The 16,772-nt window shown below is 65.3% G+C and carries 18 protein-coding genes and 1 riboswitch; of the genes, 1 reads left to right on the top strand and 17 read right to left on the bottom strand.

Going from position 1 to position 16,772, the window contains the following annotated elements:
* Window positions 1–92: 92 nt before the first annotated feature.
* The 15 genes from hisG to BLV45_RS23895 form a co-directional block, all read right to left on the bottom strand.
* On the bottom strand, window positions 93–791 hold the full coding sequence (hisG, locus tag BLV45_RS23965; protein WP_090537283.1) for an ATP phosphoribosyltransferase: 699 nt from the start codon (window positions 789–791) through the stop codon (window positions 93–95).
* Window positions 788–2,050 carry a UDP-N-acetylglucosamine 1-carboxyvinyltransferase gene (gene murA, locus BLV45_RS23960; protein ID WP_090537281.1) on the bottom strand — a complete coding sequence of 421 codons (1,263 nt, stop codon included), beginning with the start codon at window positions 2,048–2,050 and terminating at the stop codon, window positions 788–790. The genes hisG and murA overlap by 4 nt, the downstream gene beginning before the upstream one ends.
* A gap of 90 nt (window positions 2,051–2,140) precedes the next feature.
* Complete coding sequence (locus BLV45_RS23955) at window positions 2,141–2,380, bottom strand: BolA family protein (protein ID WP_090537279.1); 240 nt, start codon at window positions 2,378–2,380, stop codon at window positions 2,141–2,143.
* Window positions 2,381–2,393: 13 nt separating this feature from the next.
* Window positions 2,394–3,158 carry an ABC transporter permease gene (locus BLV45_RS23950; protein WP_090537277.1) on the bottom strand — a complete coding sequence of 255 codons (765 nt, stop codon included), beginning with the start codon at window positions 3,156–3,158 and terminating at the stop codon, window positions 2,394–2,396.
* On the bottom strand, window positions 3,155–4,081 hold the full coding sequence (locus tag BLV45_RS23945) for an ABC transporter ATP-binding protein (protein WP_090537275.1): 927 nt from the start codon (window positions 4,079–4,081) through the stop codon (window positions 3,155–3,157). Before BLV45_RS23945 ends, BLV45_RS23950 begins: the two co-directional genes overlap by 4 nt.
* A 157-nt stretch (window positions 4,082–4,238) precedes the next feature.
* Window positions 4,239–4,556: an STAS domain-containing protein gene (locus BLV45_RS23940; protein WP_245753515.1), complete on the bottom strand. Its 318-nt coding sequence runs from the start codon at window positions 4,554–4,556 to the stop codon at window positions 4,239–4,241.
* Window positions 4,553–5,182, bottom strand: a complete 630-nt coding sequence (locus BLV45_RS23935; protein WP_090537273.1) for an MlaC/ttg2D family ABC transporter substrate-binding protein — start codon at window positions 5,180–5,182, stop codon at window positions 4,553–4,555. Before BLV45_RS23935 ends, BLV45_RS23940 begins: the two co-directional genes overlap by 4 nt.
* 124 nt (window positions 5,183–5,306) lie before the next feature.
* Window positions 5,307–6,332 carry an MlaA family lipoprotein gene (locus BLV45_RS23930; RefSeq protein WP_090537271.1) on the bottom strand — a complete coding sequence of 342 codons (1,026 nt, stop codon included), beginning with the start codon at window positions 6,330–6,332 and terminating at the stop codon, window positions 5,307–5,309.
* 11 nt (window positions 6,333–6,343) lie between these two features.
* Window positions 6,344–6,928 (bottom strand): outer membrane lipid asymmetry maintenance protein MlaD, encoded by a 585-nt coding sequence (gene mlaD, locus BLV45_RS23925; RefSeq protein ID WP_090537447.1) that lies wholly within the window; start codon window positions 6,926–6,928, stop codon window positions 6,344–6,346.
* Between the two features lie 88 nt (window positions 6,929–7,016).
* Window positions 7,017–7,784, bottom strand: coding sequence for a lipid asymmetry maintenance ABC transporter permease subunit MlaE (mlaE, locus tag BLV45_RS23920; RefSeq protein WP_090537269.1), 768 nt, complete (start codon window positions 7,782–7,784; stop codon window positions 7,017–7,019).
* Window positions 7,781–8,602, bottom strand: a complete 822-nt coding sequence (locus BLV45_RS23915; protein WP_090537267.1) for an ABC transporter ATP-binding protein — start codon at window positions 8,600–8,602, stop codon at window positions 7,781–7,783. Before BLV45_RS23915 ends, mlaE begins: the two co-directional genes overlap by 4 nt.
* A gap of 103 nt (window positions 8,603–8,705) precedes the next feature.
* Window positions 8,706–9,803 carry a thiamine phosphate synthase gene (gene thiE / locus BLV45_RS23910; protein WP_090537266.1) on the bottom strand — a complete coding sequence of 366 codons (1,098 nt, stop codon included), beginning with the start codon at window positions 9,801–9,803 and terminating at the stop codon, window positions 8,706–8,708.
* On the bottom strand, window positions 9,800–10,627 hold the full coding sequence (locus BLV45_RS23905; RefSeq protein ID WP_090537264.1) for a thiazole synthase: 828 nt from the start codon (window positions 10,625–10,627) through the stop codon (window positions 9,800–9,802). The genes thiE and BLV45_RS23905 overlap by 4 nt, the downstream gene beginning before the upstream one ends.
* 102 nt (window positions 10,628–10,729) lie before the next feature.
* Window positions 10,730–10,927, bottom strand: coding sequence for a sulfur carrier protein ThiS (gene thiS / locus BLV45_RS23900; protein ID WP_090537262.1), 198 nt, complete (start codon window positions 10,925–10,927; stop codon window positions 10,730–10,732).
* 36 nt (window positions 10,928–10,963) lie between these two features.
* Window positions 10,964–12,097 carry an FAD-dependent oxidoreductase gene (locus tag BLV45_RS23895; RefSeq protein ID WP_090537260.1) on the bottom strand — a complete coding sequence of 378 codons (1,134 nt, stop codon included), beginning with the start codon at window positions 12,095–12,097 and terminating at the stop codon, window positions 10,964–10,966.
* A 196-nt stretch (window positions 12,098–12,293) separates the two neighbouring features.
* Window positions 12,294–12,418, bottom strand: a riboswitch (TPP riboswitch).
* Between the two features lie 288 nt (window positions 12,419–12,706).
* On the opposite strand from BLV45_RS23895, the gene BLV45_RS23890 reads away from it, so the two are divergent.
* Window positions 12,707–14,446, top strand: coding sequence for an ABC transporter ATP-binding protein/permease (locus tag BLV45_RS23890; protein WP_090537258.1), 1,740 nt, complete (start codon window positions 12,707–12,709; stop codon window positions 14,444–14,446).
* Window positions 14,447–14,519: 73 nt separating this feature from the next.
* Here the strand turns inward: BLV45_RS23890 and thpR are convergent, their stop codons facing one another.
* Together thpR and BLV45_RS23880 are read right to left on the bottom strand one after the other, a co-directional pair.
* Window positions 14,520–15,116, bottom strand: coding sequence for an RNA 2',3'-cyclic phosphodiesterase (gene thpR / locus BLV45_RS23885; protein ID WP_245753513.1), 597 nt, complete (start codon window positions 15,114–15,116; stop codon window positions 14,520–14,522).
* Window positions 15,117–15,282: 166 nt separating this feature from the next.
* On the bottom strand, window positions 15,283–16,752 hold the full coding sequence (locus BLV45_RS23880; protein WP_090537253.1) for a glutamate synthase subunit beta: 1,470 nt from the start codon (window positions 16,750–16,752) through the stop codon (window positions 15,283–15,285).
* Window positions 16,753–16,772: the final 20 nt, after the last annotated feature.

Here is a 16,772-nt window from a genome sequence, read left to right as displayed (position 1 = left end):
CGGATTCTTCAGGTGCTGCGCGGTGTTGCCTGCTGCTTGTTGCTGTGTGGTGCTGCGTGTTGCTGTGTATCCGCCGCGTTTGACCGGTCAGGTCAGGCGGCCGCGTTATAGCTGTGCGACGCGCGCTCGAACGCATCGAGAATCGGGCGCAGCGCCGCGCGCTTGAGCTTGAGCGCCGCCTGATTCACGACGAGCCGCGACGAGATCTGCATGATCTCCTCGACTTCGACCAGGTTGTTCGCGCGCAGCGTGCCGCCCGAACTCACCAGATCGACGATCGCATCGGCGAGACCGACGAGCGGAGCCAGTTCCATCGATCCGTACAGCTTGATCAGGTCGACGTGCACGCCCTTCGCCGCAAAATGCTCGCGCGCGGTTTCCACGTACTTCGTGGCGACGCGCAGCCGCGCGCCCTGGCGCACGGCGCTCGCGTAATCGAAGCCGCCCTTCACCGCCACCGACATCCGGCAACGCGCGATATCGAGATCGATCGGCTGATACAGGCCGCCGCCGCCGTGTTCGAGCAGCACGTCCTTGCCCGCCACGCCGAAATCGGCGGCGCCGTATTCGACGTACGTGGGCACGTCGGTGGCGCGCACGATGATGACGCGCACGTTCGGATCGTTCGTCGGCAGGATCAGCTTGCGCGACGTTTCAGGATCCTCGGTGACCTCGATGCCCGCGGCGGCAAGCAGCGGCACGGTTTCCTCGAAGATACGCCCTTTCGACAGCGCGAGCGTCAGCGGCGCATTCACGGCCGGAGACGACGACGTTTGCGGCACCGCGCTCATGCCTGGCTCCCGTGAATACGGCTCACCTTCGCGCCGACGGCCGTCAGCTTCGTTTCCATCCGGTCGTAGCCCCGGTCAAGGTGATAGATGCGGTCGATCAGCGTTTCGCCATCGGCGCACAGGCCCGCGATCACGAGACTCGCCGACGCGCGCAGATCGGTCGCCATCACCTTCGCGCCCGACAGCTGGGCGACGCCGTTCACGAGCGCCGTGTTGCCGTCGATCGTGATGTTCGCGCCGAGGCGGTTCAGCTCCTGCACGTGCATGAAGCGGTTCTCGAAGATCGTTTCGACGACCTGCGAGGTGCCGTTCGCGATCGTGTTGAGCGCCATGAACTGCGCCTGCATGTCGGTCGGGAACGCCGGATATTCCGACGTGCGCACGCTCACGGCATGCGGACGCTGGTTCATCTTCACGCGCATCCAGTCGTCGCCTTCCTCGATCGTGACGCCGGCTTCGCGCAGCTTTTCCGTCACGGCTTCGAGAATCAGCGGGCGCACGTGACGCAGCACCACGTCGCCGCCCGCCGCCGCGACCGCGCACAGGAACGTGCCGGCTTCGATGCGGTCCGGAACGACCGTGTGCTTCGCGCCGTGCAGCTTCTCGACGCCCTGGATGACGAGACGGTCCGTGCCGATGCCCTCGATCTGCGCGCCCATCGCGACGAGCAGCTGCGCGAGGTCGCCGACTTCCGGCTCACGCGCGGCGTTTTCGATCACCGTTTCGCCTTCGGCGAGCACGGCGGCCATCAGCAGGTTTTCCGTGCCGGTCACCGTGATCATGTCCGTGACGATGCGCGTGCCCTTCAGGCGCTTCGCGCGCGCCTCGATAAAGCCGTGTTCGATGCTGATCTCGGCGCCCATCGCCTGCAGGCCCTTGATGTGCTGGTCGACCGGACGCGCGCCGATCGCGCAGCCGCCCGGCAGCGACACCTTCGCTTCGCCGAAGCGCGCGAGGAGCGGTCCGAGCACGAGAATCGACGCGCGCATCGTCTTCACGAGTTCGTACGGCGCGACGAGGTTGTCGACCTTCGATGCGTCGAGCGCGACGCGGCCGCCGCTTTCCTCGGTGCGCATGCCCATCTGGCGCAACAGTTTCAGCATCGTGCGCACGTCCTGCAGGTCGGGCACGTTGTCGAGATGAACCGGATCGGCGCTCAGCAAGCCCGCGCACAGGATCGGCAATGCCGCGTTCTTTGCACCGGAGACAACGATCTCACCCGCGAGCCGCTGGCCCCCAACGATAACGAGTTTGTCCATGCCAGTCTGTTCCTGATCTGCCCGGTTGATGATGGCGGCGCCACGACCGGCGCTGCGTGTTTCTTGAGTAATTCGCACTGACTTTCCAGATTACGCGTTTTGCCATTCGGCGGGCGTCAGCGTCTTCATGCTGAGCGCGTGAATTTCCTGTTTCATGCGTTCGCCGAGCGCCGCATAAACAAGTTGATGGCGTTGAATCAGACGCTTGCCTTCGAAGCTGTTCGATACGATCGTCGCAAAGAAATGCTGACCGTCGCCTTCGACTTCGAGGTGCTCGCATGCGAGCCCATTGGCGATGTAGTTCTTGACCTGTTCGGGAGTCGGTAACATGGAATGCTCCTCGTCAGTGGCGCAGCTTGTAGCCGGTTGCGAGCATGCGCATCGCCAGCACGGCCAGCACCACAAAGAAACCGCTGACAATCGCAAGGCTCACGAGCGGATCGATATCCGACATCCCGAAGAAACCGAAGCGAAAGCCGTCGATCATGTAGAAAAAAGGATTCAGCCGCGACACTTCGCGCCACACCGGCGGCAGTGTGTGCGTCGAGTAGAACACGCCTGAAAGGAACGTGAGCGGCGTAATCAGGAAATTCTGGAACGTCGCGAGCTGGTCGAACTTCTCCGCCCAGATGCCGGCGATCAGGCCGAGCGTGGCGAGAATCGCCGCGCCGAGCAGCGCAAAAGCGATGATGTAGAACGGCGCCACGAAGCTGACCGGAATGAAGCACACCGTCACGACGAACACGCCGAGGCCGACCGCGAGACCGCGCACGAGCGCGGCCAGCACGTAGGCGCCGAACATCTCGCCGTGCGAGAGCGGCGGCAGCAGCACGAACACGAGATTGCCGGTGATCTTCGACTGGATCAGCGAGGACGAACTGTTCGCGAACGCGTTCTGCAACACGCTCATCATCACGAGACCGGGAATCAGAAAGCTCGTGTAGCCGACGCCCGGATACACCTGCACGTGGCCGCTCAGCGCATGACCGAAGATCGTCAGATACAGCAGCGCGGTCACGACCGGCGCGAGCACGGTTTGAAACGCCACCTTCCAGAACCGCAGGATTTCCTTGTAGAACAGCGTACCGAATCCGCTATAACCGCTCATGCCAGCCCCTCGATCACTTCCGGACCGTTCATCACCTGAACGAATACGTCCTCGAGATCGGCCTTGCGGACCTCGATTTCCTCGAACGTGCAACCTGCCGCGCGGCACTGCGCGAGAATCCGCTCGACGTCGTCATAGCTCGCGAGCCGCAGCAGGTGCTGACGGCCCTGCGCGCCCTGCGAATCGACTTCGAGCGGCCTGAGATCGGGCGGCAACGCGCCCGCGGCAAACCGCACGAACAGTTGCAGGCCGGCGAAGCGCTGCAGCAGCGTGCTCGTGCGTTCGAGCGCGACCAACTCGCCACGGCGCAGCATCGCGATGCGGTCGCACAGCGATTCGGCTTCTTCCAGATAGTGCGTGGTCAGCACGATCGTGTGGCCGTCGCGATTCAGGCGGGAGATGAACTTCCAGAGTGTCTGGCGCAGCTCGACGTCGACGCCGGCGGTCGGCTCGTCGAGCACGATCACGGGCGGACGATGCACCAGCGCCTGCGCGACGAGAACGCGCCGCTTCATGCCGCCCGACAGCGCGCGCATGTTGGCGTCGGCTTTTTCGGTGAGGTCGAGGTTGGCCATCACTTCGTCGATCCACGCGTCGTTGTTGCGCAGACCGTAGTAGCCAGACTGGATGCGCAGCGTCTCGCGCACGGTGAAGAACGGATCGAAGACGAGCTCCTGCGGCACGACGCCGAGCGCGCGGCGCGCTTCGCGGAAGTCGTCGACCACGTCGTGGCCGCGCACCGCGATGTTGCCTTCGTCGGCACGGGCGAGGCCCGCGAGGATGCTGATGAGCGTCGTCTTGCCCGCGCCATTCGGGCCGAGCAGCCCGAAAAACTCACCTTCTTCGACCGTGAAGTTGACGCCCTTGAGCGCCTGCAAATCCTTGTAGCGTTTCTTGACGTTACGAATTTCTATGGCTGGCATGACTGTGCGCCGCATGAATGACGGCGCCATATGGGTACTAGGGATGCGGGAAATACGGAAATTGGGGCCGATTGACAGTCCCAAAAAACGCTTGATTATAGGGCAAAGTCCGACCAGCCGACCTGGCCCTACAGAGGGGAATGTGACGCGTCGAGCGTCAATGTCGCGCCGACAGAAGGGTATCGACGCCGTAGGCTTGCGCGAGACTGGCGAGACCAGCCGGCAGATTGGTGATGTGAAGCGGCGCGCCACGCTCGCTCGCCGCGCGCTGCCATGCGAGCAGCACGGCGAGCGCGGAGGAGTCGAACTGGGCGAGCGGCGCGCAGTCGACGCCGGTCGCGCCACCCGCGATGCGGGCGAGGCCCGCCGCGAGCGCGACTTTCGCGCTCGCGTGAGTCAGCGTCGTGCCGGTTTCGAAGCGGCTCGCCGCAAGGTTCACCGTGGCGCTCGCCGTGTGGTTCGCGACGTCGCTCACGACGCCTTGCCCGCTGCCAGTTGCTGGTTGCGCTGCGTGAGGAACTGGATCAGGCCGTCCACGCCGTGCTGCTGGATCTGCTCGTTGAACTGCTGCTGGTACGCCTGGATCAGCCACGCGCCGAGCACGTTGATGTCATAGACGCGCCAGCCCTGCGGCGTCTTGTACAGGCGATAGTCGAGTTCGATCGGCTGGCCATTGTTCATCACGACCGAGCGCACCACGACGTCGGTATCCTCAGGACTCGCGCGGAACGGCTTGTACTGGATCTGCTGGTCCTTCACCTGGGCCAGCGCGCCCGAGTACGTGCGGATCAGCAGCATCTTGAACTGCTCGACCACCTGCGCCTGCTGCTCGGGCGTCGCCGTGCGCCAGTTGCGGCCCATCGCGAGTTGCGTCGTGCGGCGGAAGTCGGTGTACGGCAGGATCTTCTCGTTGACGAGCGCCGTGATGTGGCTGATATCGCCCGCCTGAATCGACTTGTCGCTTCGCACGGCGTCGATCACCTGGCTCGTGACGGTCTTGATCATGCCGTCCGGCGAGCTGGTATCGACAGCTTGCGCAAACGCGCCCGTACTGAACGAAAAGAATGCGGCAAACAACGGAATCAGAAAGAATTTTTTCATTTCAAGCCCTGCGTTAAAAATTACGGCAACCTTTTGAGCCGACGATAGCACGCGAGTTCATCCGCAATCCACCGCGCAACTGCGAGAGTCGTTTCCAGGTGTTACTGGATTTGACTCATGCCGCTCAACGCAGCCGGAGCGACGGGAAATCAAACTTCGGCGGCACGATCTGGCCGGCCGGCACCTGGGTTTGCTGACCACCCTGACCCTGGCCCTGATCCTCGACTTCCGCGCCAGACGCGGGCTCAGCCGGCGCCGCGCCCTGCGCGGGGCCGTTGAGCACCGCACCACCGGCTGCCGCCGGCGTGCCCGAAGGCACCACACCGCTCGCCGCCGCCGGCGCTGCCGGGGCCGAAGGCACCGCACCGCTGGCCGCCGCCGGGGCCGCCGCGCCTTCATCGACGTCCTCGTACTTCGGCAACGGCGCATTGTCGCCGTAGTCCGGCAGAGCCGCACCCGCGGCCGTCGAGCCATCCGAAATCAGATACCGGCGACGTTGCAGATAAGCGTTGCGCACGAACGAATATTTGTCGAGCGCCGCGTTGTCGAGCACGTCGCTCGCGCCGAGCAGGTTCGCGCGCGTGCTGACAATGTTCAGACCGTACAGCGCCCAGCTCAGGCCATCCGGGTGAATGTACGACAGCGGGTTCACATAGTAGTTACCGACCGTGCCGACCGCGTCACGCACGGTGCTCGGACCGAACAGCGGCAGCACCAGATACGGGCCCGGCGGCACGCCGTAGTGCCCCATCGTGAGCCCGAGATCCTGGTTGTGCTTCGGCAGCTTCGCGAGGGTCGCCACGTCGAACAGGCCGCCGACGCCGAAAATCGTGTTGATCACGATCCGCATGATGTCCTCGACACCATCGGTGATCTTCAGCTGCAGCAGGTTGTTCGCAGCGGTGTACACGTCGCCGATGTTCGAGAAAAAGTTGGTGACGCTGTCACGCACCGGCTGCGGCGTGATGTACACGTAGCCCTGCGCCACCGGCTTCAGCGCGTACTGGTCGACCTTGTCGTTGAACGTGAAGATCGTCCGGTTGAGTCCTTCCAGCGGGTCTTCCTTCGTCGGCGTCTGGACGGTCGCGCACCCCGTCAGCGTCGCCGCCGTCAGCGCAAGCGTGAGGGTGCGGGCGCGCATGGTCTTCATTTTTATTCTCCTTATTGGCCTGCCGCGCCGGAGGCGGGCAATGTCGATGCCGAAGCGGGCCCGGGCGCCGGCGCCGGAACAGCTGGGGCGGCGGGCATCGCCGGTGCGGGGGCCGCCGACGAACCGGCTTTCGACGCGCCGGAATCCGCTGCCTTGCTGTACAGGAACTGTCCGATCAGGTTTTCCAGCACGATGGCCGACTGCGTCATCGCGATCGTGTCGCCCGCCTTCAGCATTTCGCTGTCGCCGCCCGGTTCGAGCCCGATGTACTGCTCGCCGAGCAGACCCGAGGTCAGGATCTTGGCCGAGCTGTCCTTCGGAAACTGGTATTGACGGTCGATGTCGATCGTGACGACGGCCTGATACGCGTTGCTGTCGAAGCCGATCGATGCCACGCGGCCGACGGTCACGCCCGCGCTTTTCACCGGTGCGCGCGGCTTCAATCCGCCGATATTGTCGAACTTGAGCTTGACGGGGTAAGTCGCCTGAAACGACAGCGAGCTCATGTTGCCGGCCTTCAGCGCGAGAAACAGCAACGCCACGAAACCCAGCACCACGAACAGGCCGACCCAGAAGTCGAGAACAGTTTTTTTCATCGTCATCCCAAAGAGAATCCGCCGCTGCGCGGCGCATCCACGTGGCGCGGCGCACGCGCGCCGCCCCGCGGATGCAACCCGCGCGGTCTTAGCTGAACATCAATGCGGTCAGCAGGAAATCGAGGCCGAGTACGGCGAGCGACCCGTACACGACAGTTCTGGTCGTCGCGCGGGAGACGCCTTCCGGAGTGGGCTGTGCTTCATAGCCCTGGAACAGCGCGATGAACGTCACCGCGAAACCGAACACGATACTCTTGATCACGCCATTGCCGACGTCACGCCACACGTCGACGCCGCCCTGCATCTGCGACCAGAACGCGCCGGCATCGACGCCGATCATGAGCACCCCCACCACATACCCGCCGATCACGCCAATCGCGCTGAAAATCGCGGCCAGCACCGGCATCGCGATGATGCCGGCCCACAGGCGCGGCGCGATGACGACCTTGAGCGGATCGACCGCCATCATTTCCATCGCGGTCAGCTGCTCACCCGCTTTCATGAGCCCGATCTCGGCCGTCAGCGACGTGCCCGCGCGCCCGGCGAACAGCAGCGCGGTCACCACCGGCCCGAGTTCGCGCACGAGCGAAAGCGCGACGAGGAGCCCCAGCGCCTGCTCGGAGCCATAACGGTTCAGCGTGTAATAGCCCTGCAATCCCAGCACGAAGCCGACGAACAGCCCCGACACGCCGATGATCACCAGCGAATAATTGCCGACGAAGTGGATCTGCTTCGTGACAAGTCGCGGACGACGCAGCAGCGGGAAAAATTCGAGCACGAGACGCAGGAACATGCGCGTCGCGTAACCGGCGGTGCCAAGCCCGCCGATTACCGTGCGCCCAATCGCACTGATCATGGCTGACCTCCGCCGATGCCGAAGTCCGCCGCGAGGGGCGTTGTGCTCGGGTAGTGGAATTTGAACGGGCCGTCGGGCGCGCCGTCGATGAACTGGCGCACGGTCGGATCGGTCGATGCGCGCAGTTCAGCCGGCGTGCCTTCGGCATGCACGCCGCCGTTGGCGAGGAAATAGACGTAATCGGCGATGGCAAACGATTCGGGCACGTCGTGCGTGACGAGAATCGACGTGGCGCCGAGCGCGCTGTTCAGCGCGCGAATCAGGTTCGCGGTGATGCCGAGCGAGATCGGATCGAGCCCGGCGAACGGCTCGTCGTACATCATCAGTTGCGGATCGAGCGCGATGGCGCGGGCAAGCGCGACGCGGCGCGCCATGCCGCCCGAAATCTCCGAAGGCGTGAGATCGCGTGCGCCACGCAGGCCGACGGCGTTGAGCTTCATCAGCACGAGATCGCGGATCAGTTCTTCGGGCAGATCAGTGTGTTCGCGCAGCGCGAACGCGACGTTTTCGAACACCGACATGTCGGTGAAAAGCGCGCCGAACTGGAACAGCATGCCCATCTTGCGGCGCAGTGCGTACAGGCCGTCGCGCGTCTGCGCGCCGATGTCGTGCCCGTGGAACAGCACCTGGCCGCGCGTCGCGCGCACGAGGCCGCCGATCAGACGCAGCACCGTGGTCTTGCCGCACCCGGAGCCGCCCATGACTGCAACCACCTGACCGCGCTGAAAGCGCAGGTTCAGGCCGGACAGGACGAGCCGGTCGCCATAGCCGAAGTCGACGTCGCGAAGCTCGAGGAGGGTCTCGGAAGAGGAAGGCACGAAGCTGACAGTCCTTTTACGGGGTACACAGAAGGCCGGATTATAGGGCCATCGTGAAAAATCTGCCGTGACGCGCCCTGTCCCCGTTAAGGGTATGCCCCAATTATTGCAGAAAGGCGTGTTGCAACGCAGAAACGGCCGCAGCCGGGTCGGCGGCGTCCGTGACGGCGCGCACGACCGCGGCGCTGCCGACGCCCGTCGCCAGCACGTCCGGCAGCATCTGGGCGTCGATGCCGCCAATCGCTACCAGCGGCACGACGCCGTCCAGCAGCTGCACGTAGCGCGCGAGCCGCGCGAGGCCTTGTGGCGCGGTCGGCAGGGCTTTGGTCGTGGTCGCGAACACCGCGCCGAAGGCGAGATAGCTCGGGCGGAAATGCAGCGCGACCAGCATCTCGTAATAACCATGCGTCGACAGCCCGACGCGAATGCCGGCGGCGCTCAGCGTGTGCAGGTCGGCGGTGTGCAAGTCCTCCTGGCCGAGGTGAACGCCGTACGCGCCCGCGTCGAGCGCGGCCTGCCAGTGATCGTTGATGAACACCTGCGCGTCGTGTTTGCGTCCCGCCGCGACGCTGCGCGCGATCTCGCCCGCGAGGCTGGCGTCGGCGGCCTTGTGGCGTAGCTGGACCGTCTTCACGCCGAAGTCCAGCACGCGCTCGACCCATTCGGCGTCCGGCAGCACCGCATACAGGCCGAGCCGGTCGGGACAGCGCGGGAACGGCTGCGCCGGCGCCGGCGGCAGGCCCGGCACGCGCGGAAACCGCGACAGGTCGACCGGCCACGCATCGGCACTCGCCGTTTCGTCGCCATCCCGCCATGCCATCGCGAGCACCAGCGCGTTGTGCGGCTCGAACCCGCAATCGAGGAACGCGGCGAGCGCGGCGATCCAGTCGTCGGAAAGATGGCCTTCGAGCGGATAGCGCTCGCCGCCAAGGTGCAGCGTGGCCGCGTGGTCGGACGCCTCGATCACGCCCGCGCCCAGCACCAGCCATTTCGCGACGTGCTCGCCGTGATGCTTGAGATCGGCGACGATGATCAGGTCGCCACCGTTCGGCGCGTCCGGCGCGGTCAGGCAGAGGCGCCACGGCGCATGCGTCGGCGGCCAGTCGCCGAGACGGGCGCGGATGCATTCGGCCGCTTCGGTGAGTTCATCGGCCGGCGGCCAGAAGCATTCCCGGCCCGACAGCGGCAGCGCCTGCGTCATGCGGCGCTCCCGTCCTGATGCCAGAACGGCATGCCGACAACCGGCGTACTCGCGTGCGCCGTCTCGCGCTCGGCCATCGGACCCGCGACGTACGCGCCGCGCCCCGCTTCGACGCCGAGCGCGAACGCGCGCGCCATCGCCTCGGGATGCGTCGCCTGCGAGACCGCCGTGTTGAGCAGCACGCCGTCGAAGCCCCACTCCATCACCTGGCACGCATGCGACGGCACGCCGAGCCCGGCGTCGACGATCAGCGGCACGTCGGGCAGCCGTTCGCGCAGCACGCGCAGGCCGTACGGATTCACGACGCCCTTGCCGGTGCCGATCGGCGCACCCCACGGCATCAACGCTTCGCAGCCGGCGTCGAGCAGACGCCGGCCGATCACGAGATCCTCCGTGCAGTACGGCAGCACCTTGAAGCCATCCTTCACGAGCTGCGCGGCCGCTTCGATCAGACCGACCGGATCCGGCTGCAGCGTGTAGTCGTCGCCGATCAGTTCGAGCTTGATCCAGTCGGTCTCGAAGATTTCGCGCGCCATGTGCGCGGTCGTGATCGTCTCGCCGACCGTCTGGCAGCCCGCCGTGTTCGGCAGGAGCGGCACGCCGTGACGCTTCAGCAGATCGAAGAAGCCGGCTTCCGCGCCGCCTTCGTTCATCTGCCGGCGCAGCGCGACGGTGACCATGCCGGGCCGCGCGGCGTCGATCGAATCCGACAGCGACTGCAGCGACGGATAGCGCGACGTGCCGAGCAGCACGCGGCTCGCGAAGGTCTGGCCGTAGAGCGTGAGCGCGTCGACGGGTGCGGGAGCGAGGGAAAGCGAAGTCATGTTGGAATCCTTGCGTCTGACGGATTGCGCGTGCGTTTCGTGCGTTTAGGGCGTTTAGGGCGTTTCAGGCAGCGCCATGAAGCCAGCCGCCGGAGCGCCCACTCAGCCGCCCGCGACCGGTTGCACGACGTCGAGCCGGTCGCCCGGCTGCAATGCACGGGCCGCGTGCTGCGTGCGCGCGACGAAGTCGCCGTTCAGCGCCACCGCGAACGGCGGCCGCGCGCCAAAGGCGCACAGCGCGTCAGCAACCGTCGCGCCTTCGGGCAGCGAGAGCGGCTTCTGGTTGATGTGTATATCCATGATGTTCAGCGTCAGTCAGTGGCAGCGCGGCGTCGTTCACGCCAGCGCCTGCCGGGTATCCAGATGAAAAAGCCCGGTCCAGCGCGCGTCGCGCCGCCAGTCCTCGAAGGCATCGGTATCGGCGACGCGTCCGTCGAGCAGCGCGCCTGCAAAGCGCACGGCCTCCTCGGCGACTTCGGGCACGATCATATAGCCGTGCCGGTACAGGCCGTTCACGCGCAGCGTGTGGGCGCCGTCCCAGAGAAGCGCCGGACGATGATCCGGCAAGGTCGGCCGGCATTGCGAATTCAGCTCCAGAATGCGCGCCTCGCCGAAGCCCGGATGCACCGAAAACGCCGCGCTCAGCAACTCCAGCGCCGAGCGCACGGTCACGGGCGACATGTCCTCGCCTTCGATCTCCGTCGCGCCGATCACATACAGATCGTTCTCTTTCGGCGCGATATACAGCGGGTAGCGCGGATGCAGCAACCGTACCGGACGCGTCAGCGCGATGCCCGGCGCGTGAACCCGCGCCACTTCGCCGCGAATGCCGCGCAGCGTGGGCCATGCGGGCTTCGCGCCGAGCCCGCGGCAATCGATCGTCACGCGCGCGGCCGGCAGCGCGTGATCGTCGACCGACGTATTCCAGTGCGTCTCGACACCACGCTCGGCGAGCCCGGCGGCGAGCGCCGTCAGCACCTGGCGGTTATCGAGTTGTCCTTCATGCGGCAACAGCCAGCCCTGCGTGAAACGGCCCGCCAGCGCAGGTTCTGCCTCGCCGACCTGCGCGCCCGACAGCTTCACGAACCCGCCGTCGACGAGTTCCGCCGGCGCGTTCGCCCGCACGCGGCGCTCGAAGAGCGGCGCCTCGTTGCGATCCGAGTGATGCCAGACAACGAGCGTGCCGTTGCGCTGAAAAAACACCGGCTCGGGCAATTCGGCCAGAAGGCGCGGCCACGCAGCCAGCGATGCCTCGCCGAGGCGGGTAATCAGCAACTCGGCGCTGGCGGCTTCGGCGAGCGGCGCGAGCATCGCTGCCGCCACCCATGCGGCGGCGCGCGTGCCGGCCGCATCGCCGCGTTCGTACAGCGCCACGCGATGTCCCGCGCCGGCCAGCCGCCACGCGACGAGGCGCCCGCACAGGCCGCCGCCGATGACGGCGAAATCGGGTTGTTGCGCGCGCGCGTTCATCGCCGCACTCCCGGCACGCACGAAGCGATGCCAGTCACGGTGACGGGGATAAAACTAAAAACTGAAGAATGAGCGGTCATCGAATCCTTTCCGTACGGCAAAAAGCGCACGTACCCAAGGACGAAACCGGCGGGCGAGCCGGCCGGGCATCAAGCACATCCAGTGACGGATGGCGCCCGGCGGGGAATGGAAGAAATGGCAACTTCCGGAAACTTCCCGCGCCGGTATTACCCGGATCGGGTGCGAAGGGTGTCTCTCAGCCTCGCCACAACTCCATGGAAACCCATGCAGCCCGCACGCGAAGCACCCCTGTTTCGTCAAAAGTCATTAGACCATAAAAGGCGCGGCAGCCGCAAACCGGGGAGGCGCCCCGCCATCGCGGCAAATCGGTACGGCCACGGGCACCGGTCTGGCACAATGGCGCGTCAACGGGGATGCGCGGTACGTCGCTGCGCGCCCTGCCTGCCCGGCTGACGTCAGGCGGCAGCCCCCGATCATTTAAGTTCAGGTTAAGCCAGGGCCAGGACAATCCGGCCCGAGAGCGAACGCGCGCGCCGCTCGTCACCGGGCGTGCCCGTGCGTAGCGCCATTCCGTTTTAAAGGACGCTTATGACTGAAAAACCGACAGGCTCCGCGGATACCGATATCACCGCATGGGGCCTCATCAAGCCATACTGGGTGTCCGAGGACCGATGGCGCGCGCGAGGCCTGCTCGCGCTCGTGATCGCGATGAACATGACGATGGTCGCGGCCAACGTCTGGTTCAACAGCTGGCAGCGCACCTTCTTCGATGCGATCCAGCAATACAACTTCCCGGTCTTCAAATATTCGCTGCTGCAGTTCACCGTCATCGCGATGGCGCTGATCCTGCTCGGGTCGTACCGCACGTACTTCCGGCAGATGCTCGAATTCCGCTGGCGGCAATGGCTCACCACGAAGTATCTGCACGACTGGCTCGGCGACCGCGCGTTTTACCGCATCGAGCGCGACCGTCTCGCGGACAACCCCGACCAGCGGGTATCCGTCGACCTGCAGGCGCTCGCGAGCTCAACGCTGAATCTCGCGCTTGGCCTTCTCTCCACCACGGTCACGCTGTTCTCATTCATCGTGATCCTGTGGAACCTGTCGGGCGCGCTGGCGTTTCATCTGTTCGGCATCGGGTTCAACATCCCCGGCTACATGGTGTGGGCGGCGCTCGTCTATGCGGCGGTCGGCTCGTATGTGACGCACAAGGTCAACCATCCGCTGGTGTCGATCAACTACCAGCAACAGCGCGTCGAAGCAGACTTCCGTTTCTCGCTGATCCGCATCCGCGAAAACGCCGACCAGATCGCGCTGTATCAGGGCGAGCCCGCGGAAGATCGGGCGTTGCAGGGCGTGTTCGGGCACATCCGCGACAACTGGCGCCTCATCATGCGTTTCACGCGGCGTTTCAATATCGTCGTGATCAGCTATTCGCAACTGGCGATCGTGTTTCCGTATATCGCCGCTGCGCCCAAGTACTTCTCGAAGAGCATCTCGCTCGGCGTCTACCAGCAGGTGACGGGCGCGTTCGGCACCGTCAGCGATTCGTTTTCGTGGTTCATCAACAATTACGATTCGCTCGCCGAATGGCGCGCTACCGTGAACCGTCTGCGGGAATTTCATCGTGTGATGGGCGACCAGCATCTGCGCGAATCGGTATCGGGCGGCACGTATCACGGCGGCATCAACGTTCACATGAGCGACACGCCGACGCTCACCGTCGACGATCTGCAACTGCAGCATCCCGATGGCACGCCGCTGTCGAACATCGGCTCGTTCAGCATCGCGCCGAAGTCGCGCTGGCTCGTGCGCGGTCCGTCGGGTTCGGGCAAGAGCACCTTGATGCGCTCGCTCGCCGGCCTCTGGCCGTTCGGCGAGGGCACGATCGAAGTGCCCGCCGGCGCGAAGCTGATGTTCGTGCCGCAGCGCAGCTATCTGCCGATCGGCACGTTGAAGGCCGCGCTCGCCTATCCGTCCGATGAGTCCGTTTTCACCGACGAAGCCTGTCGCGAAGTGCTCGCGGCCTGCAATCTGCCGGAACTCGGCGAGCGTCTCGCGGAACATGGGCACTGGGAACGCACGCTGTCGCCAGGTGAACAGCAGCGTCTCGCCGCCGCGCGCGTGCTGCTGCAGAAGCCCGATTACCTGTTCCTCGACGAAGCCACGAGCGCGCTCGACCCCGACAACGAAACGTTGATCTACACGGTGCTCAACGAGCGTCTGCCGGCGACGGCGATTGTCAGCGTCGCGCACCGCAAGTCGCTCGAGGCGTTCCACAGCCAGACGATCCTCGTCGAGCGCGCGATGGAACGGGCCGCGGCGTGAGCACCGCATCGTTTCGTTCCATCGCGTCGTGCCGGTCACCAGCGCCGGGCCGGGTACCGGCACGGCGCTCGCCCTAAGCCAGCGGCACGCTCGCGAGCGCGCTGTACCGCGCGCCGTGTCGCGCGAGCGTGCTGGAATACAGCACCAGCGATTCGAAACGCACGATCACTTCAGGCGTCGTCAGGTACACGTCGCCGATTGCCGCGGCCTCGCGACCAAAACGGGCCAGCGTGATGTGCGGCCGGAATGCGCGGGCGTCGACGGGTAAGCCCAGTTCCAGCATCAATGAACGGATGCGCCAGTCCAGCGCGACGAATTCATCCGACATCGCGAGCGCCGCCACGGTCAGCCGCGGCCGGTTCGTGTTCGGCCAATGCTCGATGCGCTCGATCGCAACCGGCGCGAGCGGTACGGCATGGGCCGTCAACGCGCGGGCAAGCGCCTCGCCGTGCCCGGCCGACAGTGCGCCGATGAACGTCACCGTCAGATGCAACTGCTCGTACGGCACGCGCCGCGCCGTCGACGCGACTGGCACGGCCGCGAGCGCGTCGCGCGTCGCGGCGCTGGGCGCAAGTGCGATGAAGCAGCGTTGCCAGCCGTCGGTCATGGCGTGATCCGGTGTCGGGTATTCGGTGTCGTTGCGGGCAGGCGGGTCAGGTTCATTTTCCACTTTAACCCGCACCGCCGCCGGACTCCGGCCGTAAAAAAGCCGGGTCGCCCTTTCGGGCGCCCGGCTTTCCGTTACCGCTTTGTCGTCTCCACCTCTTCCTGCATAAACGCTGCATCGACGCGCCGCCACGGCATACCTGCGCGGCGCCGCGCCGAAGTGGAAAAACTTAACGCGGCAGTTCCGAATGGCCCATCAGGAACGCGTCGACCGAACGCGCGCACTGACGGCCCTCACGGATCGCCCAGACCACCAGCGATTGCCCGCGACGCATATCGCCCGCCGTGAACACCTTGTCCACTGACGTGTAATACGCCTTGTCGCCTTCGGTCGACGCACGCACGTTGCCGCGCGCATCCTTGTCGACGCCGAACGCTTCGAGCACCGGCGAAACCGGCTGCGTGAAACCCATCGCGAGCAGCACGAGGTCGGCCTTCATTTCGAACTCGGAGCCCGGTACTTCCTGCATCTTGCCGTCCTTCCACTCGACGCGCGCCGCAACGAGCTTCTCGACCTTGCCGTTCCTGCCTTCGAGACGCTTGGTCGCGACAGCCCAGTCGCGCTCGCAGCCTTCGTCGTGTGAAGACGACGTGCGCAGCTTGACCGGCCAGTACGGCCACACGAGCGGCTTGTTTTCTTCTTCCGGCGGCTGCGGCAGCAGCTCGAACTGCGCGACGCTCTTCGCGCCATGCCGGTTCGACGTGCCGACACAGTCCGAACCCGTATCGCCACCACCGATCACGACCACATGCTTGCCCTTCGCGAGCAGCTGGTTGGGAACCTTGTCGCCGGCGTTGACCTTGTTCTGCTGCGGCAGGAATTCCATCGCGTAATGGATGCCTTCGAGCTCGCGGCCCGGCACCGGCAGATCGCGCGGCGTTTCCGAACCGCCCGCGATCACGACCGCGTCGAACTGTTCCTTCAGCTCATCCGGCGTGATGGTTTCCTTCGACGTGTTGCCGATCCAGGCCGGCAGCGAATCCTTCTTGCCGACGAACACGTTCGCGCGGAACGTCACGCCTTCGGCTTCCATCTGGCGCATGCGGCGGTCGATCAGCCACTTTTCCAGCTTGAAGTCAGGAATGCCGTACCGCAGCAGGCCGCCGATGCGGTCGTTCTTTTCGAACACGGTGACATCGTGCCCCGCACGCGCGAGTTGCTGCGCAACAGCGAGACCCGCGGGGCCGGAACCGACCACCGCGACCTTCCTGCCCGTCTTGTGCTTCGGCGGCTGCGGCGCGACCCAGCCTTCCGTCCACGCCTTATCGATGATCGCGTGTTCGATCGACTTGATGCCGACCGGATCGTCGTTGATGCCAAGCGTACACGCCGCTTCGCACGGCGCCGGGCAGATGCGGCCCGTGAACTCCGGAAAATTGTTCGTCGAGTGCAGCACTTCGATCGCGTTCTTCCAGTCCTGATGGAACACCAGGTCGTTGAAGTCCGGGATGATGTTGTTCACCGGGCAGCCGTTGTTGCAGAACGGAATGCCGCAGTCCATGCAACGTGCGCCTTGAATTTTGGCTTCATCGTCGGTCAACGCCGCGACGAATTCCTTGTAGTGCTTCACACGCGTGAGCGGAGCTTCGTACGCCTCATGGCGGCGTTCGAACTCGAGAAAACCGGTTGCCTTGCCCATATGGTTCTCTTCTCTATCTT

The organism is Paraburkholderia sartisoli (genome assembly GCF_900107685.1).
Lineage (GTDB): Bacteria > Pseudomonadota > Gammaproteobacteria > Burkholderiales > Burkholderiaceae > Paraburkholderia > Paraburkholderia sartisoli.
This window is presented reverse-complemented; position numbering and strand designations above follow the sequence as displayed.